Here is a 16,789-nt window from a genome sequence, read left to right as displayed (position 1 = left end):
GAGCTCCCATTAGTCTGCGGCCGGTGGGTCGTCATCGAATCGGACCTCGTCGGGTACGAACACGGATTCCACGTACGCGGCGATGTCCTGCGCGAGTTGCTGCCCCTGCTCGCCCATCCACATCGACGCGTTGTGACAGATGTTCAAGATCGCGATGAGGTCGTTCTCCGCTTCCGGGATGTCGCCCCACTGCGCGCTGTACGCTTTCACGAGCGACGCGGCGCGCTCGTACCGCGTCGGACGCTCCACGGCCCGGACGGTTCCGATTTCCATCATGCGGCTCCTTCCATAGACGCGGCGTAGCCCTCGTACCTCGACGGGGCGCTCACTCCGCCATCTCCTTCTCAAGGCGCAGCAGGGCGGCGATGAGGATTGGGATGCTGCTGGCGAGGACGGTGAACTGCTCCGCGTCCCGCCCACCCTCGGGCCAGACCAAGTCGTAGGAGATCAGTGCGCTTTCCGTGGAGGAGTGGAACGAGCCATCCTCGTTGAGGGCGTGTGTCACGCCGCGGTCGACCCAGACGTCGACGTCCGTGTAGTGGTACTTGTTCTCGTCGACGACGAGGCGCCCATCGTCGTCTTCGTACCGCGTCGTCACCCACGGGGCCAGCGGGATCTCAGGATGAATGCCGGTGGTCTGTGCTGTACTCTCGGACATGGTTAGTGACCTTTCGAGGTTGCTCGAACGGACCCGGTTGCCCCCGGGTCCGTTCTCTTGTTGGGGGTGAACAGCCAGTTGAGAATCGCTTCGTTGTCGCGGTTCTCGACGGGCTGAGTCTGGTTGGACTGCAGGTAGTGCAGGATGCTGATGCTGTCCCGGTCAGGTCGTTGCGGCATCCGACGGGGGCGAGAGTCGCGAAGGGGTCTGCCCTGGAACACGCCTTCGCTTCCGGGAACACCTCTTCGCTCGAGGTTCTCGACGCGGCGGCGAAGATCGTGGAGAAGGGTCATCTGGTCGGCCATTAGTGAGGCATCCCATCTTCCAGCAGCGATTCCGCGTCCATGGCGTCTTCGACGTCGTCGATCATGCCGAACAGGGCGTCGATCAACTCGCGTGCCTTCTCGAGCGTGTACAGCCCGTCGTCGGACAGAATCCGGATCAGAGGCTGAGCGTCGACCTCAACGCCATCCACAAACGTGGAGGCGGAGCCGAAGGAATTCTTGACCTCCACGGCCTCCGTGATGGTCACGAACATGGCCATCAGGACGCCACCTCGAAAGCATCAGAGATGAACTTCTCCACGTCGGCCTCGCGATAGACCAGGCGGCCGGCGATTTTTGCATGGGGCGGCCCATCCCCTCGGCTGTTCATCCAGTGAAGCTGCGCGGGAGACCGCCTGAGGCGCTCCGCGACTTCGTGGTGGAAGAGAAGCTTGTCCGGCATTTCGTTACCTCCATCAAGGTGTGATCGGCTGTGACCACACTACAGGCTACTCACGCCTTGTGTTGGATTGCAATGCCGGATCTGCCACAATCATTTCGTGCCGACGAATGACGACCCCGACTTCATCGCCGAGCTTGACGCGACGATCGGCGCGAATCTCAAGCTGTTCCGCGAGAAGCGCGGGATCTCGCAAGGCGATCTCGCTAAGCGTGTGACCGCGCTGGGTGTGCCGGGGGTGCACCAAACCACGATCGCCCGTGTCGAGGGAGGGCAGCGGGCTCTACGCGCGGCGGAGATCCTCGCTGTATGCCGCGTTCTCGACACCTCCCTTGAAGCGCTGGCGGAGTCCCGCGCGAATGTCAGGTTGCGAGCGAACCTGAACTGGCTTCGGGAGAATGTTGAAGCCTTCCGGATTGCCGCTGAGTCTCTGATGCATGCGCGGCTGATCGTGGCACAGGAGCTCGACAACACCTACCCCTATGGCCCTGACGGGGTGGCGGATGACGACCTTGTGCTCCGTAGCGGAGCCAACCCGCAGCTATACGAAGGACTCGAGAGCCGGCTCGTCAGCACCGATCCGGCCAACGTGCTAGGCGAGGTGGCGATGGGTCATCTGAGCCACCGCACCGCGTCCTACCGCCGCCGCAACGACGCCGAGCATAAGGGGAGGACTGAGTTCCTGCGCGACGGTATCGAGGCTTGGATGGGCGACGATGGCGAGCATCAAGCAGAGGCCTGATGGAACCTGGCGCGCCCGCTACCGCGGCCCGGACGGACGAGAGTACGCGAAGCACGCGCGACTGAAGAAGGAAGCGCAGGAGTGGCTCGACGCCGCCACGGCCGCGATGAAGACCGGCACATGGGTTGACCCCGCGACGTCAAAGATGTCGACGGGGGAGTGGCTCGATAAGTGGCTCGCCGGATATGCCTCGAAGAAGCCGAATACCGTCAAGTCAGCCCAGACTCACGTCGCCCTCATCCGGGGCAAGTTCGGAGCCCGGCAGCTGCGATCGATCCAGGCGTCCGACGTGCGCGTGTGGATGGCAGAACTCAGCGAGAAGTACTCGACCTCGTACACGTATGCCGTCCACCGCCGGCTCCACCAGGTGCTGTCAGACGCGGTCCATGACGGCATTATCGTCCGGAACCCCGTCAGTCGGCGCACGAGCCCACCCACGCCCTCACAGCGGGCCTACGTCGCGACGACGGACCAGGTGTGGGCGCTCTATGACGCCCTGAAGCCCGCCTACCGGAACATGCTCCTCCTCGGCGCGTTCGCCGGCTTGAGGGTCGCGGAGATGGCTGCGTTGACGCGCGACGACATCGACTGGGATAACGGGGCCATCACCGTCTCCGCGCAGGACGGCAGCGCCAGTCTGAAGTCGGAGAGGTCGGGCGACACGATCCCCATCCCGCTCGAGCTCTTGCGGATGCTCGACGAGGGCTCCGGCCCCGTGTACGTGGTGCCGGGGGTTTTCGGCAGGGGAGTGTCCTCCTACCAACTGAACCGAGAGTGGATCGACGCGCGGTCGAAGGTTCCCGGCCTACCCGGTGGGTTCCGCACGCACGATCTCCGCCACTACTTCGCGAGCCTCCTCATCGCGGCTGGGCTCGACATTAAGACGGTCCAGGCGCGCATGCGCCATGCCTCCGCGACCGTCACGCTCAACACGTATGGGCACCTCTGGCCCGACAAAGACGAGTCGTCCCGGGCCGCGACCGCGGCCATTCTTGCCGCGCGCCCCCAAATCTAAGCGTTCACAGGTGCCTACAATGGGCCTACCTGTGAACACTTAGGAGTGACGATGAGTCGAGGTCCAGGCCGCTGGCAACGAGAGCTTCTCGCTGCCGTCGAAGACGAGCCGCTTCACGTCCGGTCCTGGCTGCAGACTCACCTCGGGCGTCGCCCTACCGCCGCCGAGTACAGCGCGGCCCACCGCGCCGCGCGCGCTCTCGTCACCCGCGGAGACCTGGCTTCCACCCACCCCGATTTCGTCAGCGTCGTGACGCGACAGAGCCCTCAGAGTGCGGACTCTGAGGGCTCTGTGAAGGATTCTGCGGACTAAGCGCGGACTAGAGGCTACGCATCCCGCGAAATCCCGCGCCTGGCGGTCAGACGCCGAAGTACAGCTCGTACTCGAACGGGTGCGGACGCGCCGCGAGCGGCTTGATCTCGTTCTCGATCTTGTACTCGATCCAGGTCTCGATCAGCTCGGGCGTGAACACGCCGCCGGCCAGCAGGAACTCGTGGTCCGCGCGGAGGGCCTCCAGCGAGTCCAGCAGCGAGTTCGGCACCTGCGGGATGTTCTTGGCCTCCTCGGGCGGCAGCTCGTAGAGGTCCTTGTCGACCGGCTCGTGCGGCTCGATGCGGTTCTTGATGCCGTCCAGACCGGCCATCATCTGCGCCGCGAACGCGAGGTACGGGTTGCCGGAGGCGTCGGGAGCGCGGAACTCGATGCGCTTGGCCTTCGGGTTGGAGCCCGTGATCGGGATGCGGATGGCCGCGGAGCGGTTGCCCGCCGAGTACACCAGGTTGACCGGCGCCTCGTAGCCCTTGACCAGGCGCTTGTAGGAGTTGAGCGTCGGGTTGGTGAACGCCAGGACCGCGGGCGCGTGCGCCAGGAGGCCGCCGATGTACCAGCGCGCCGTGTCGGACAGCCCGCCGTAGCCCTTCTCGTCGTAGAAGAGCGGCTCGCCGTTCAGCCACAGCGACTGGTGGGTGTGCATGCCGGAGCCGTTGTCGCCGAAGAGCGGCTTGGGCATGAAGGTCGCGACCTTGCCCCACTGCTCGGCCGTGTTCTTGACGATGTACTTGAACTTCAGGATGTCGTCCGCCGAGTGCACCATCGTGTCGAAGCGGTAGTTGATCTCCTGCTGTCCGCCCGTGCCGACCTCGTGGTGCGCGCGCTCGAGGACGAGGCCCGACTCGATGAGCTTCAGCGAGATGTCGTCGCGCAGGTCCGCCGTCTTGTCGACGGGGGAGACGGGGAAGTAGCCGCCCTTGTAGGGGGTCTTGTTGGCGAGGTTGCCGCCCTCTTCCTCACGACCGGTGTTCCACGCGCCCTCCTCGGAGTCGACGCTGTAGAAGCTCGCGTTCTGCGTCACCGAGTAGCGCACGTCGTCGAAGATGTAGAACTCGGCCTCCGGCGCGAAGAACGCGGTGTCGGCGATGCCGGTCGAGGCGAGGTACTTCTCCGCCTTCTTCGCGACCTGGCGCGGGTCCTTCGCGTAGATCTCGCCGTTGCGCGGGTTGTAGATGTCGAAGACCATGATCAGGGTCTTCGCCTCGCGGAACGGGTCGATGTAGGCGGTGGAGACGTCCGGGATGAGCTGCATGTCGGACTCGTGGATGTTCGCGAAGCCGCGGATCGAGGAGCCGTCGAAGAGCTGACCGACGGTGAAGAAGTCCTCGTCGACGGTCGAAGCGGGGATGTTGAAGTGCTGCTGCACACCCGGGAGATCCGTGAAACGGATGTCGAGGAACTTGACGTCCTCGTCCTTGATGTACGCGAGCACCTCGGATGAATCTTTGAACATGAAGTCTCCAAGATCGGGTGAGGAACCGCCTGATACCGGCAGGCTGGTCTCGAACCTACCGAGGCGCGGTTGCCCGGCAGTGTCTCTCGTGTTTCCGGCATGTTACAGGGGCGCCGATACGCTGGGTGGGTGACAGCCCCGCGAGAGAACAGCTTCCCCGGTGAACGCCTCGGAATGCCCGAGAGCGGAAGCGGGAGCATCGCCCGCCCAGGACGCCGCATCGCCGCGCTGGCCATCGACTACTTCGCCGCGACGCTCATCGCGACGGCGTTCCTGGGCTACGACCAGTTCGCGCTGCCGTCTCAGGCGGGGTTGACGCTGTTCGCGCCGATGACCGTCTTCGCGGTGCTGAACGTGATCTTCCTCCCGACGATCGGCGGGAGCCCCGGGCACCGCATCATGGGTCTGCGCATCCAGCTGCTGCGCGGCGGGTGGGTCGGGCTGTGGCGCCCGATCATCCGGACGCTGCTGCTCATCGTGGTGATCCCCGCGGTGATCTGGGACGCGGACCAGCGCGGGCTGCACGACAAAGCCGCCGGCACCGTCCTGGTCAGGGCCTGAGCGGAGTCCGGCTCGCGCGTCAGCGCGGGCGGGGCGCGCGCGCCTTGGTGGGATCGATGCCCTTGGGGATCGGCAGCGAGGTCACGGACTGCGAGACGGAGTCGATGCGCTTGACGACGGCTGCCATGGTGGCGCGGTCGACCTTCTTGGGAAGCGCCTTGATGGTCGCCGAGAGCTTGGAGATGGGGACGTCGCCGTCGCCGTGGCCGACGTGCAGCACGTGCACCGGGACGCCGGAGGCCACGCGCTGCACCTTCACGCGCTCGTCGTTGATCAGGCGCGTAAGGCGGCCGGCGGCGCCTTCGCCGACGATGACGACGCCACCGCGTCCGACCACGCGGTAGACCGCGTCCTGGGTGCGCGGGTTCACGCCGACGGGCGTGTCGGAGGCGACCCAGCGTCGCCCGAGCGAGGTCGACAGCACGTGACCGGCGGCACCGGGCATGCCGTCGATCTTCTTGTACATCGCCTTCGTCGACAGACGCGTGAGCGTCATCATCGCGGCGAGAAGACCGAACATGACTCCCGTGACGCCCCAGAGGATGATGCTCCACACGGCCGCCGGCGGCACGAAGAATCCGACCAGAACACCCAGGCCGGTCGCGACGACGACGATGGCCAGGAGCACCCACGGAGCCCAGGCGTACACGTCGCGCGTGAAGGAGACGAGCGAGCGGATCTGTCGGAAGAAGCCGGGCCGCTTCTCGGGCGCGGAACTGCGGGATGACATGGGGACAAGCCTACCTTCGAGACCGCGTCTTGTTCACAGTCGCGGCCTCCCCGCAGCTCTCCACATGCCGCTGCGCGCGATGCCCTGCGGTCGGCCGGATCGGACACACTCGCCGGATGCCGTCCGCACCGCACACCCCCGCCCTTCGCCGCCTCTCCGCCGCCGACGCTCCGCTGCCGGGCGACCTGCTGCCCGCGGCGACGAGTCCGCCCGGCGGCGAGGCGGGGAACCCGTCCCGCCAGGACGCTCTCCCGGGCGTCGCCGAGCCCGTGGTCTGGACGGAGGCGTCCCTCTGGGACGACAACCCCGCGTGGCGCGCCGACCCCGGTGGGCACGTGCTCGCGCCCATCGACGCCGCGATGGGTCCCGATGGCGCGGGCCTCCTGGTGCCGCATTGCCCGCTGCGTCTGCGAGCCTGGCTCGACCGGCGTGCGGGCGTCGAAGCGGGAGAAGCGGTGACGACGGCGGTCAGCATCCTGCGCGGCGGCGCCGAGGCCGACGCCCTGGCGGCGCTCCACGGCACGTGGTGGGTGACGTCCGCGGGAAAGCCGGTGCTGGCGCTCGGAGGTGCGGCCCTCTGGCGCACGGAGTCCGATGCCCTCCTCGAGCGCCTGACCGAGGACGCCCCGCCAGCACTGTCGGCCGCGCTCCGCACAGCACGCTCCGTGCTGACCGACCCCCGCCGACTGCGCCGAGAGGCGGAGGCCGCCGAGGCGTCGCTCTTCGCGGCGGCCGACCCCGGTCCGCTCGAGATCGCAGCCGTCCCGCCTGATGTGCGACCGCAACCTCTCACCGTCCTCCCGCCCGGCTCGACTCGGGCCGGCTCCGCCGCGCACGGCTCCGAGGTGCGCGGTGCGGTGCGCGGTGCGGCGCGCGGTGCGGCGCGCTCCGTCGATGTTCCGTCCGCGGCGCCTCGCGACTCGGCGGGCGCTGTGGCGCTGCGCAGCGCGCTCCGCCGCCATCTGGATGCCGAGTGGGGCGACCGGCTGGCGGACGCCTGGTCGCGGCTGGTCCGGCGCCGGCCGCACTCTCCGCCCCGCGACGGGCATCGCCGCCGCGCGCTCGGGCTCGCCGCGGGCGCGGGCGCCGCCGTCCTCGCCGTGGGGATCTGGCTGCCCGCCCCGCAGCCGAGCGCGGACGGCGCGGCGCCGAGGTCGTCCGAGACGCCCTCATCCGCGCCGTCGCCGACCGCCGAGCCTCCGGCACCCCGGCGTGGCGCGGAGGAAGCGCCGCGCGCGGAGGAGGATCTGACGGCGGTGGGAGAGGAGCTGCTGCGCCGGTTCGCCGCCTGTGCGGCCGCGGGGTGCCCCGCGAGCGTGGTCGTGACCCCCGGCCGGGACTTCCCGAGCGGAGCGGCGACCGCGCCGTCGGTGGATCGCACGGTCACGCTGCTCGACGAATACGGTGGTGCAGCCTCACTGCGCGTCACGGCGGATGAGGACGACCGTCATCCGTCTCAGATCGTCGTCATCGTCCGGGACGAAGACGAATGGCTGGTCCGCGACGTGTACGACGTCGCGGACCAGCCATGAGGGCGTCTCGTCAGATCCCGAGCTGCGACTCGAAGTCCGCGGCCTCGAGGCGTGCCTTCACTGCGCCGAGGAAGCGGGCCGCGTCGGCGCCGTCGATCGTGCGGTGGTCGTAGGACAGCGCGAGGTACACGTACGAGCGCACCGCGATCGCCTCCTTGCCGTCCACCGTGACGATGCCGGGCCGCTTCACGACGACGCCGGTGCCGAGGATCGCCGACTGCGGCAGGAACACCACGGGGGTGTCGAACAGCGCACCGCGCGATCCGGTGTTGGTCAGGGTGAACGTGCCGCCGGCCAGCTCGTCGGGCTTGAGCTTGTTGTCGCGGGTACGCGCCGCGAGATCGGCGATCTCGTGGGCGATCTGCGCCAGGTTCTTCGAGCCGGCATCACGCAGGACCGGGGTCAGCAGACCGCGCTCCGTGTCGACCGCGATCGACAGGTTCTCCGTCGGCGGGTAGACGATGTCGGTTCCGTCCACCGTCGAGTTGATGATCGGGTACGCCTGCAGGCCCTCGGCCGCAGCGAGCGCGAAGAAGGGGAGGAACGAGAGCTTGTCGCCCGTCTTCTCCTGGAAGGTCGCCTTCACCTTGTCGCGGAAGTTGGACAGCTTGGTGACGTCGACCTCGATCACCGTGGTCAGCTGCGCCGTCTGCTGCATCGACGCCACGGCACGCTCGGCCAGCACCTTGCGCAGACGCGACATCGGCTGCGTGGTGCCGCGCAGCGGCGACACCTCGACGACCGGGGCCGCCGCGGCCGGTGCGGCGGCGGGAGCAGCGCTGGCAGCCTCGGCCGCCTTGAGCACGTCCTCCTTGCGGATGCGTCCTCCCACGCCGGTGCCGGTCACCGACGCGAGGTCGACACCCTGCTGCTGCGCGAGACGGCGCACGAGCGGCGTGACGTAGGTCGGGCCGTCGTCGTCCAGGCTGAGGCTCGATGCCGCCGGGGCGGCGGCAGCGGGAACCGGAGCCGCAGGTGCTGCGGGAGCGGGTGCCGCCGGAGCGGGAGCGGCGGGGGCAGCAGCGGGCGCGGGTGCCGGAGCCTCGGCGGCCGGAGCTGCAGGAGCCGGAGCTGCAGGAGCCGGAGCGGGGGCGGGGGCGGGAGCCTCGGGAGCGGGGGCGGCTGCGGGAGCCTCGGGAGCCGGGGCTGCGGCGGGAGCCGCGCCCGAGCCGATCCGGGCGAGCACGGCGCCGACGGCGACGGTCTCGTCCTCGCCCACGACGATCTCCTGCAGAGTGCCCGCGAACGGCGCGGGGATCTCGGTGTCGACCTTGTCGGTCGAGATCTCCAGAAGCGGCTCGTCGGCGGCGACCTCGTCACCGACCTGCTTCAACCAGCGGGTGACCGTGCCCTCCGTGACGCTCTCGCCCAGCTCGGGGAGCACGACGTCCTTCGCGTCTCCGGCAGGAGCTGCGGGAGCCTCGGCGGCCGGAGCCTCAGCGGCCGGAGCCTCAGCGGCGGGAGCCTCAGCGGCCGGAGCCTCGGCAGCGGGCGCCTCTTCGGCAGCGGGCGCCTCAGCCGGGGCCGGAGTCTCGGCGGCGGGGGCGTCGGCGGGCGCCGGGGCGCTCGACCCGTCACCGATCTTGGCCAGCACGGCGCCGACCTCGACGGTCTCGTCCTCCTGGACCAGGATCTCCTCGATCACGCCGCTCACGGGCGACGGGATCTCGGTGTCGACCTTGTCGGTCGAGATCTCCAGCAGGCCCTCGTCGGCCTGAACGGTGTCACCTACCTGCTTGAGCCAGCGGGTCACCGTACCCTCGGTGACGCTCTCTCCGAGCGCGGGGAGGACCACGGATGTGCTCATGGGTGTGTCTCCTTCAGACGTGTCGATGTCATTTAGCTTACTGACCCGGGGGACCGGGTCGTCAGAGTGCGTGCAGGGGCTTGCCCGCCAGGGCGAGGAACGCCTCGCCCAGTGCCTCGCTCTGGGTCGGGTGGGCATGGATCAGAGGCGCGAGGTCCTCGGGGTGCGCCTCCCAGCCGACGGCGAGCTGCCCCTCGGTGATGAGCTCGCCCACGCGGTCGCCGACGAGGTGCACTCCCACGACGGGTCCGTCGGCCAGGCGCACGACCTTGACCAGTCCGCCCGTGCCGATGATCTCGCTCTTGCCGTTGCCCGCGAGGTTGTACTCGTAGGCGACGACGCGGTCGCCGTGCTCGGCGCGGGCCTGGGCCTCGGTGACGCCGACGGAGGCGACCTCCGGACTGCTGTAGGTGACGCGGGGGATGGTCGTCTCCGGCACGGCGACCGGGCGCAGGCCGGCGATCTCCTCTGCCACGAAGATCCCCTGCTGGAAACCGCGGTGGGCGAGCTGGAGACCCGGGACGATGTCGCCGACCGCCCACACGTGCGGCACGCTGGTCTGCAGCCGCGCATCGACGGTGACGAAGCCGCGGTCGATCGCCACGCCCGCCTCCTCGAAGCCGAGCCCCGCTGTCGCGGGGCCGCGCCCGACCGCCACGAGCAGGTAGTCGGCGACGACCTCGGAGCCGTCCTCCAGCCGCACCGTCACCTCGCGGTCGGACTGCTCGGCGGAGGCGAAGCGCACGCCGAGGCGAGACACGATGCCGCGCTTGCGGAAGGCGCGCTCGAGCCCCTTGCTGAGGGCGATGTCCTCGTTGGGCACGAGATGGTCCAGCGCCTCGATGATGGTCACCTCGGCACCGAACGAGCGCCACACGCTGGCGAACTCGACGCCGATCACCCCGCCGCCCAGGATGGCGACGCGCTCGGGCACCTCGTCGAGGGCGAGGGCCTCCTCGCTGGTCAGGATCCGCCCGCCGGCGTCGAGACCGGGGAGGAGCCGCGTGTACGAACCCGTCGCGAGGACGACGTCGTCGCCGCGGTAGACGTCGTCGCCGACGGCGACGCCCCGGTCGGCGAGCAGCCGTCCCTCGCCGGAGACCACGGTGATCCCGCGCGCCTTCACGAGGCCCTCGAGGCCCTTGAACTTCTTGGCGACGATGCCCTCGCGGTAGGCGGTGACGCCGGCGGGATCGATGCCGGAGAACGCGGCGATCACGCCGACCGAGGCCGCGTCCTTGACGTGCTCGGCCACCTCGGCCGAGTGCAGCAGGGCCTTGGTCGGGATGCAGCCGCGGTGCAGGCACGTGCCGCCGAGCTTGTCCTTCTCGATGAGCACGACGGACTTGCCGAGCTCCGCCGCGCGGAGGGCGGCCGCGTAGCCGCCGCTGCCGCCCCCGAGGACGACGACGTCTGCGTGGGTGTCGGTCATGAGGCATCTCCCGTGAGGAATTCGATGAGCGAGCGGACGGTCGCCGCCGTCGGGCCCTTGTCGGTGGCGCCGTAGGCGGCCTTCGTCGTCCCCGATCCGGCGATGTCGAGGTGCACCCAGGGGATGCGCGGTGCGTCGGCGGCGTCGGAGACGCGCCCCACGAAGCGTCGCAGGAAGAGGCCCGCGAACAGCGAGCCGCCCGCCGGGTCGCCGATCTTCGCGTTCTGCAGGTCGGCGATGGGGGAGTCCAGCTCGTCCTCCATGTGGTCGGGGAGGGGGAGCGGCCAGGCCTGCTCGCCCGCGCGCTCGGCGGCGGCCAGGTACTCGCCGACGGCGAGATCGTCGCCCATCACGCCGGTGTGCCGGGTGCCGAGGGCCACCGAGATGGCACCGGTGAGCGTCGCGACGTCGACGATGACGTCGGGCCGGGTGCGGCTGGCCGCCACCAGGCCGTCCGCCAGCACCACGCGTCCCTCGGCATCGGTGTTGAGGACCTCCACCGTGGTCCCGTCGAGGATCCTCACCACGTCGCCCGGACGCGTCGCGCGGCCGGACGGCATGTTGTCGGCGACGCAGAGCCATCCGCTCACGCGGACCGGGAGCGCCAGCCGCGCGGCGGCCGCGACGACGGCCAGCGCGATCGCCGCGCCGCACATGTCGTACTTCATGCCGACCATCCCGGCGGGCGGCTTCAGGGACAGACCGCCGGTGTCGAAGGTGATGCCCTTGCCGACCACTGCGACGTGACGGGCGGCGCCGGCGGGCGCGTAGTCCAGGCGGATGAACCGGGGCGGCCGGTCGGATCCGCGCCCGACGCCGAGGATGCCGCCGAAGCCCTGCTCCGCGAGCTGCTCCTCGTCGAGCACCTCGATGTCGACGGGGAGGCCGTCGACGGCCGCGACCGCCTGATCGGCGAAGTCCTGCGGCCCCAGCCACTCGGCCGGGATGTGCACCAGGTCCTTGACCAGTGCGACGGCCGAGCCGACGGCGGCGACGGAGGCCTTGTCGGCCGTGGTCAGCTCCTCGGGGCTGCTGACGATCACGCGGCCCGCCCGGGTCTTGCCGGCGTCGCGCTTGTACCCCTCGAAGCGGTATCCGCCGATCACCGCCCCCTCCGCAACAGCGCGGGTGAGATGCGGCGCGGCGACGGCGGCGACGGCGAGGGTGTCGAATCCGGATGTCGTCCGCACCGCCGCGCCGACGGCGTCGCGCAGGGCCGCGGCGTCGGGCGCGGATCCCGTGCCCACGACGACGAGAGGCGTGCGCCTGGCCTCCGGGGCGAAGGCGCGCACCGTCGCGCCGGCGGCGCCGGTGAAGCCGACGCCCTCCAGCGCCTCGGCCAGTCCCGGCCACGCGTCGAGCGCGTCGCCGGCGTCTGCGAGCGGCGGAAGCGCCAGCACCAAAGCATCCGCCTCGATGTCGGCCAGGGCGGAAGTGGTGTACGACAGCTCCGGATACGGCATGCGCTCCATCCTAGTTTTGCCCGGACGGCATCGGTCCGCCGCCGCGCGCGGCTCCCCGCCCGCGCATGTTCGCTGTCAGCGCGATGACCGCGGAGCCGGTCCGCACGAGGACTCGTACAGTGGAGGCATGCCAGTGTCCGGTCCCCTCTACGAGCGCGTCGCGACAGCCCCTCCCATCCCGAGCGGACTGCCGCTCGTGATCGTGCTCACCGGGTTCACGGACGCCGGCAACGCCGCATCGCGCATGGTCGACTACTTCCGCGACGACCTCGACCCCACACCGGTGCTCACCTTCTCCGCCGACGTCCTGCTCGACTACCGTGCGCGTCGCCCCCTCATCACCTTCGAGGCGGATCATCTGACCGCCTACCGCCCGCCGCGTCTCGAGCTGTCGCTGGCCCACGATTCGCTCGGCCAGCCGTTCCTGTTGCTCGCGGGATACGAGCCCGACTTCTCCTGGGACGCGTTCACCGAGACCATGGTGGGACTGGCCGAGGGGCTCCAGGTCTCCACGGTCACGTGGGTCCACGCGATCCCGATGCCGGTGCCGCACACCCGGCCGATCGGCACCACGGTGAGCGGGACGCGGAGCGAACTCACCGCGGCGCACTCCGTCTGGCAGCCGCACACCCAGGTGCCCGCGACGGTGGGGCACCTGCTGGAGTACCGTTTCGCGCAGTCCGCGGCCGACGTTGCGGGCTTCGTCCTGCTGATCCCGCACTACCTCGGCGACACCGACTACCCGGCAGCCGCCATCGCCGGCCTGGACAGCGTGTCGGTCGCCACCGGACTGGTCTTCGACCTCGACGATCTGCGCGAGGAGAACCGCGAGTACCTCGAGAAGGTGACCGAGCAGGTAACCGGAAGCGATGAGCTGACCGCCATGCTCCACAACCTCGAGGAGCGCTACGACTCGTACATGGCGGGCTCGACCCGGGCGCAGCCGATCATCCACACCGGCGACCTGCCGAGCGCCGACGAGCTCGCCGCCGAGCTCGAGCGCTACCTGGCGACGCGTCCTCCGGGGGACGAGGACAAGCGCGGCCGCCTCTGACGGGGAATGCCGACGCGCCCTAGAGCGTTGTCACCGATGGATCCTCCGTCCCGCAGTGCAGCCGGACGTTCTCCGCCTCAGAACTGTGAGAGAATGGATGATCTGACCCGTTGTCACCCGTTGGTCGTACGCTGCCGCGCACGTCCCAGGACTTGACAAGGGTCTTACTAGTGTCCGAAACCCCGACGGCATCCGTCGGTGAAAGGCGAGACGTGACGTCAGGCACGAAGAGCACCCGCACCCGCAAGGCTGAGGACACCGAAGAGGCGACCACGGTCGAGAAGCCGGCGCGCACGAGCACCGCCAAGGCGAAGGCCGCACCGGCCACCAAGGCGAAGGCCGCTCCTGCCAAGAGCCGCGCCACCAAGGCGAAGGCCAAGGACGAGGACGAGGACGCCGAACTCGACGACGAGGTCGACCTCGAAGACGCGGACGTGACGGACGACGACGTCGACGACACCGACGACGCCGACGACGCCCCCGCCGACAAGAAGACGAAGAAGGGCGACGCCGAGGACGAGGACGACGAGGAGGAGGCCAAGCCTGCCTTCACCGAGCCGCTTCCCACCGGCGCCATCGTCATCTCCTCCAGCGACGAGGACGACGTCCCGGTCTACTCGACGCAGATCACCGGCGCCACCGCCGACCCGGTCAAGGACTACCTCAAGCAGATCGGCAAGGTGCCGCTGCTGAACGCGGCCGAAGAGGTCGAGCTGGCGATGCGCATCGAGGCGGGTCTGTTCGCCGAGGAGAAGCTGTCGCACATGTCCGCGAGCGAGAAGTCCTCGCAGCTGGGCCTGGACCTGCAGTGGGTCGCTCGTGACGGACAGCGCGCGAAGAGCCACCTCCTCGGTGCCAACCTCCGCCTCGTCGTCTCCCTCGCCAAGCGCTACACCGGCCGCGGCATGCAGTTCCTGGATCTGATCCAGGAGGGCAACCTCGGTCTCATCCGCGCCGTCGAGAAGTTCGACTACACCAAGGGCTTCAAGTTCTCGACCTACGCGACGTGGTGGATCCGTCAGGCCATCACGCGCGCCATGGCCGACCAGGCCCGCACCATCCGCATCCCGGTGCACATGGTCGAGGTCATCAACAAGCTCGCCCGCGTGCAGCGGCAGATGCTGCAGGACCTGGGTCGCGAGCCCACGCCCGAGGAGCTCAGCCGCGAGCTCGACATGACCCCCGAGAAGGTCATCGAGGTCCAGAAGTACGGCCGCGAGCCGATCTCGCTGCACACGCCCCTGGGCGAGGACGGCGACAGCGAGTTCGGCGACCTCATCGAGGACACCGAGGCGGTCGTCCCGGCCGATGCGGTCGGGTTCACCATGCTGCAGCGTCAGCTCGAGTCCCTCCTCGACTCGCTGTCCGAGCGGGAGGCCGGTGTGATCCGCATGCGGTTCGGCCTCGGCGACGGCCAGCCGAAGACGCTCGACCAGATCGGCGACACGTTCGGGGTCACCCGCGAGCGGATCCGCCAGATCGAGTCCAAGACCATGGCGAAGCTCCGCCACCCGTCGCGGTCGCAGTCGCTGCGGGACTACCTCGAATGAGCGCACAGGCGAACGACGGCAAATCTCTCGAGATCGCCGTCGACGGTGCGACGTACGCCCGCATCCCGATCCGCACGCGCGTCGTGATGCCCGGCGATGACCTCGACGCGTTCCTCACCGAGTACGCCTCCGGCGTGCTGGAGCCCGGCGACACGCTGTTCGTGACCGAGAAGATCGTCGCGATCACCCAGGGCCGCTCGTATCTGGTGGAGGACATCGCGCCGCGCCCGCTCGCCCGCTTCCTGTCGCGGTACGTCGTCAAGACCTCGTACGGCATCGGGCTCGGCATGCCCGAGACGATGGAGATGGCCCTGCGGGAGGTCGGCACGCCGCGCATCCTCTTCGCCGCCGCGGTGAGCGCCGTGGGCAAGCTGTTCGGACGGCGTGGGGACTTCTACCGCATCGCCGGCGACAAGGCGCGGTCGATCGACGGACCGACGCGCCATACGATCCCGCCGTACAACAAGGCGGTCGTGCTGGGCCCGCTCGATCCCGAGAAGGTGGCCGCACGCGCGAAGGCGCTGCTGGGCGGCGCGAACGAGGTGGCCGTCGTCGACATCAACGACATCGGCGGCAACATCCTCGGCTCCACCCTCGACAAGGCGGGGGAGCGCACGCTCGTGCAGATCCTGGGCGACAACCCGCTCGGCCAGGGGCACCAGTCCACGCCGCTCGGAATCATCCGGCGCATCACCGGGGCCTGACGTGCGCGCCCTCAACCGGCTCTACCGGCGCGCGCGCTTCTTCGTCAAGCGCGTCGTCTCGTTCGATCGCGAGCGGGTCCTGCAGTTCGCCCGGCAGTCGGCGACGCTCTCGCGTGCGCCGCTGTGGTGGGTCGTGCTCGACATGGCCTGGTGCGCCGTGCGGTACGAGACCACGTTCGAGAACTACTCCGAGTGGGACTTCCGGATCCTGAGGCCTCGCGAGCGCAAGACCTACATGACCGACCCGAAGTCGTTCCACCTGTCGCGCAAGCTCAACGACAACGCCCAGCGCGCGATCTTCGACGACAAGCTGCGCTTCGCCGAGCACTTCGGCGACGAGCTCGGCCGTGCCTGGCTCGACGTGTCGACCTCCGACGCCGCGGCGCTCGAGGAGTTCGTCGGCCGCTACGACCGCGTGATCACCAAGAACCCCGGCGGTGTCGGCGGCAACGGCATCACGATGCGCGAGACGGCCGGCATCGTCGACGCGGCCGCTCTGCGCGCCGAGCTGCTGTCCTCGGGGCAGGTCCTCGTGGAGGAGGTGCTCGCGCAGCACCCCGATATGGCGCGCCTGTACCCGGGCAGTGTGAACTCGCTGCGCGTGGTCACCTATCTCGATCCCGACGGCGAGGTGCACGTGCTCGCGGCGGTGCTGAAGGTCGGCAACGGCGGCGTCATCGACAACTTCAGCAACGGCGGCATGTACACCATGCTCGACGAGGAGGGCCGTGCCCTCCATGCCGCCAGCGACGAGGAAGGGCACCCGTTCGAGGTGCATCCCCTCACGGGCGTCACCATCACCGGCTACCAGGTGCCGCTGTACGGCGAGGTCCTCGCGCTCGTCGACCGACTGGCGCGCCGCGTCCCCGCCCTGCCCTACATCGGCTGGGACATCGCGATCACCCCTGAGCGTCCCGTGGTCATCGAGGGCAACCACAACACGGGCGTGTTCCAGTCCAAGCCGTCGGTCTCCGGCATCCGCCGCGGCCTGCTCCCGCGTTACCGCGCCGCCATGCGCTTCTGAGCTCCGAGGGA

17 protein-coding genes are annotated in these 16,789 nt (G+C 69.4%); 8 read left to right on the top strand and 9 right to left on the bottom strand.

The features are described 5' to 3' along the window. Positions 1-9: 9 nt before the first annotated feature. The 4 genes from QQZ13_RS00780 to QQZ13_RS00765 form a co-directional block, all read right to left on the bottom strand. Entirely contained in the window at positions 10-276 is a 267-nt protein-coding gene (locus tag QQZ13_RS00780) for a hypothetical protein (RefSeq protein ID WP_284527225.1), read from the bottom strand. Positions 277-325: 49 nt separating this feature from the next. Then, positions 326-658 (bottom strand): hypothetical protein, encoded by a 333-nt coding sequence (locus QQZ13_RS00775; protein WP_284527224.1) that lies wholly within the window; start codon positions 656-658, stop codon positions 326-328. Positions 659-962: 304 nt separating this feature from the next. Further along, a complete protein-coding gene (locus QQZ13_RS00770; protein WP_284527223.1) occupies positions 963-1,202 on the bottom strand; it encodes a hypothetical protein in 240 nt (79 codons plus the stop codon). Continuing rightward, entirely contained in the window at positions 1,202-1,384 is a 183-nt protein-coding gene (locus QQZ13_RS00765; RefSeq protein ID WP_284527222.1) for a helix-turn-helix domain-containing protein, read from the bottom strand. The genes QQZ13_RS00770 and QQZ13_RS00765 overlap by 1 nt, the downstream gene beginning before the upstream one ends. Before the next feature lie 97 nt (positions 1,385-1,481). On the opposite strand from QQZ13_RS00765, the gene QQZ13_RS00760 reads away from it, so the two are divergent. Next, complete coding sequence (locus tag QQZ13_RS00760) at positions 1,482-2,123, top strand: helix-turn-helix transcriptional regulator (protein WP_284527221.1); 642 nt, start codon at positions 1,482-1,484, stop codon at positions 2,121-2,123. Next, positions 2,098-3,138, top strand: coding sequence for a site-specific integrase (locus QQZ13_RS00755; RefSeq protein ID WP_284527220.1), 1,041 nt, complete (start codon positions 2,098-2,100; stop codon positions 3,136-3,138). The genes QQZ13_RS00760 and QQZ13_RS00755 overlap by 26 nt, the downstream gene beginning before the upstream one ends. Positions 3,139-3,496: 358 nt before the next feature. On the opposite strand, the gene glnA is transcribed toward QQZ13_RS00755, so the two are convergent. Continuing rightward, positions 3,497-4,921: a type I glutamate--ammonia ligase gene (gene glnA, locus QQZ13_RS00750; protein ID WP_284527219.1), complete on the bottom strand. Its 1,425-nt coding sequence runs from the start codon at positions 4,919-4,921 to the stop codon at positions 3,497-3,499. Between the two features lie 174 nt (positions 4,922-5,095). Between glnA and QQZ13_RS00745 the strand changes: the two genes are divergently transcribed. After that, positions 5,096-5,482 carry an RDD family protein gene (locus tag QQZ13_RS00745; RefSeq protein WP_284528002.1) on the top strand — a complete coding sequence of 129 codons (387 nt, stop codon included), beginning with the start codon at positions 5,096-5,098 and terminating at the stop codon, positions 5,480-5,482. 19 nt (positions 5,483-5,501) lie between these two features. Here QQZ13_RS00745 and QQZ13_RS00740 read toward each other — a convergent pair whose 3' ends face one another. Continuing rightward, positions 5,502-6,212: a DUF4191 family protein gene (locus tag QQZ13_RS00740; protein ID WP_284527218.1), complete on the bottom strand. Its 711-nt coding sequence runs from the start codon at positions 6,210-6,212 to the stop codon at positions 5,502-5,504. Between the two features lie 116 nt (positions 6,213-6,328). On the opposite strand from QQZ13_RS00740, the gene QQZ13_RS00735 reads away from it, so the two are divergent. After that, the gene (locus QQZ13_RS00735; RefSeq protein WP_284527217.1) at positions 6,329-7,744 is read left to right on the top strand and encodes a hypothetical protein; all 1,416 of its coding nucleotides are present in this window, start codon (positions 6,329-6,331) and stop codon (positions 7,742-7,744) included. Between the two features lie 10 nt (positions 7,745-7,754). Here the strand turns inward: QQZ13_RS00735 and sucB are convergent, their stop codons facing one another. The 3 genes from sucB to QQZ13_RS00720 form a co-directional block, all read right to left on the bottom strand. Then, positions 7,755-9,551 (bottom strand): 2-oxoglutarate dehydrogenase, E2 component, dihydrolipoamide succinyltransferase, encoded by a 1,797-nt coding sequence (gene sucB, locus QQZ13_RS00730; RefSeq protein WP_284527216.1) that lies wholly within the window; start codon positions 9,549-9,551, stop codon positions 7,755-7,757. 61 nt (positions 9,552-9,612) lie between these two features. Continuing rightward, positions 9,613-10,983, bottom strand: coding sequence for a dihydrolipoyl dehydrogenase (gene lpdA / locus QQZ13_RS00725; protein ID WP_284527215.1), 1,371 nt, complete (start codon positions 10,981-10,983; stop codon positions 9,613-9,615). Beyond that, positions 10,980-12,446 (bottom strand): leucyl aminopeptidase, encoded by a 1,467-nt coding sequence (locus tag QQZ13_RS00720; protein ID WP_284527214.1) that lies wholly within the window; start codon positions 12,444-12,446, stop codon positions 10,980-10,982. Before QQZ13_RS00720 ends, lpdA begins: the two co-directional genes overlap by 4 nt. Positions 12,447-12,573: 127 nt before the next feature. Here QQZ13_RS00720 and QQZ13_RS00715 point away from each other — a divergent pair, with 127 nt between their 5' ends. The 4 genes from QQZ13_RS00715 (at position 12,574) to QQZ13_RS00700 (ending at position 16,778) form a co-directional block, all read left to right on the top strand. Further along, positions 12,574-13,500 (top strand): proteasome assembly chaperone family protein, encoded by a 927-nt coding sequence (locus tag QQZ13_RS00715; protein WP_284527213.1) that lies wholly within the window; start codon positions 12,574-12,576, stop codon positions 13,498-13,500. Between the two features lie 212 nt (positions 13,501-13,712). After that, positions 13,713-15,050, top strand: coding sequence for an RNA polymerase sigma factor (locus tag QQZ13_RS00710; RefSeq protein WP_284527212.1), 1,338 nt, complete (start codon positions 13,713-13,715; stop codon positions 15,048-15,050). Then, positions 15,047-15,754: a coenzyme F420-0:L-glutamate ligase gene (locus QQZ13_RS00705; RefSeq protein ID WP_284527211.1), complete on the top strand. Its 708-nt coding sequence runs from the start codon at positions 15,047-15,049 to the stop codon at positions 15,752-15,754. Before QQZ13_RS00710 ends, QQZ13_RS00705 begins: the two co-directional genes overlap by 4 nt. Before the next feature lies 1 nt (position 15,755). After that, positions 15,756-16,778, top strand: coding sequence for a sugar-transfer associated ATP-grasp domain-containing protein (locus QQZ13_RS00700; protein WP_284527210.1), 1,023 nt, complete (start codon positions 15,756-15,758; stop codon positions 16,776-16,778). The last annotated feature ends 11 nt before the right edge of the window (positions 16,779-16,789 follow it).

It is taken from the genome of Microbacterium sp. T2.11-28 (assembly GCF_950097975.1).
GTDB lineage: Bacteria > Actinomycetota > Actinomycetes > Actinomycetales > Microbacteriaceae > Microbacterium.
Note: the sequence above shows the minus strand (reverse complement) of the source record. Positions and strands in the feature narration are given on the sequence as shown.

Excerpts from the sequence above, each read along its gene's own strand:
- QQZ13_RS00780 (WP_284527225.1), bottom strand. The coding sequence starts at position 276 with ATGATGGAAATCGGAACCGTCCGGGCCGTGGAGCGTCCGACGCGGTAC.
- QQZ13_RS00775 (WP_284527224.1), bottom strand. The coding sequence starts at position 658 with ATGTCCGAGAGTACAGCACAGACCACCGGCATTCATCCTGAGATCCCG.
- QQZ13_RS00770 (WP_284527223.1), bottom strand. The coding sequence starts at position 1,202 with ATGGCCATGTTCGTGACCATCACGGAGGCCGTGGAGGTCAAGAATTCC.
- QQZ13_RS00765 (WP_284527222.1), bottom strand. The coding sequence starts at position 1,384 with ATGCCGGACAAGCTTCTCTTCCACCACGAAGTCGCGGAGCGCCTCAGG.
- QQZ13_RS00755 (WP_284527220.1), top strand. The coding sequence starts at position 2,098 with ATGGCGAGCATCAAGCAGAGGCCTGATGGAACCTGGCGCGCCCGCTAC.
- glnA (WP_284527219.1), bottom strand. The coding sequence starts at position 4,921 with ATGTTCAAAGATTCATCCGAGGTGCTCGCGTACATCAAGGACGAGGAC.
- QQZ13_RS00745 (WP_284528002.1), top strand. The coding sequence starts at position 5,096 with ATGCCCGAGAGCGGAAGCGGGAGCATCGCCCGCCCAGGACGCCGCATC.
- QQZ13_RS00740 (WP_284527218.1), bottom strand. The coding sequence starts at position 6,212 with ATGTCATCCCGCAGTTCCGCGCCCGAGAAGCGGCCCGGCTTCTTCCGA.
- QQZ13_RS00735 (WP_284527217.1), top strand. The coding sequence starts at position 6,329 with ATGCCGTCCGCACCGCACACCCCCGCCCTTCGCCGCCTCTCCGCCGCC.
- sucB (WP_284527216.1), bottom strand. The coding sequence starts at position 9,551 with ATGAGCACATCCGTGGTCCTCCCCGCGCTCGGAGAGAGCGTCACCGAG.
- lpdA (WP_284527215.1), bottom strand. The coding sequence starts at position 10,983 with ATGACCGACACCCACGCAGACGTCGTCGTCCTCGGGGGCGGCAGCGGC.
- QQZ13_RS00720 (WP_284527214.1), bottom strand. The coding sequence starts at position 12,446 with ATGCCGTATCCGGAGCTGTCGTACACCACTTCCGCCCTGGCCGACATC.
- QQZ13_RS00715 (WP_284527213.1), top strand. The coding sequence starts at position 12,574 with ATGCCAGTGTCCGGTCCCCTCTACGAGCGCGTCGCGACAGCCCCTCCC.
- QQZ13_RS00705 (WP_284527211.1), top strand. The coding sequence starts at position 15,047 with ATGAGCGCACAGGCGAACGACGGCAAATCTCTCGAGATCGCCGTCGAC.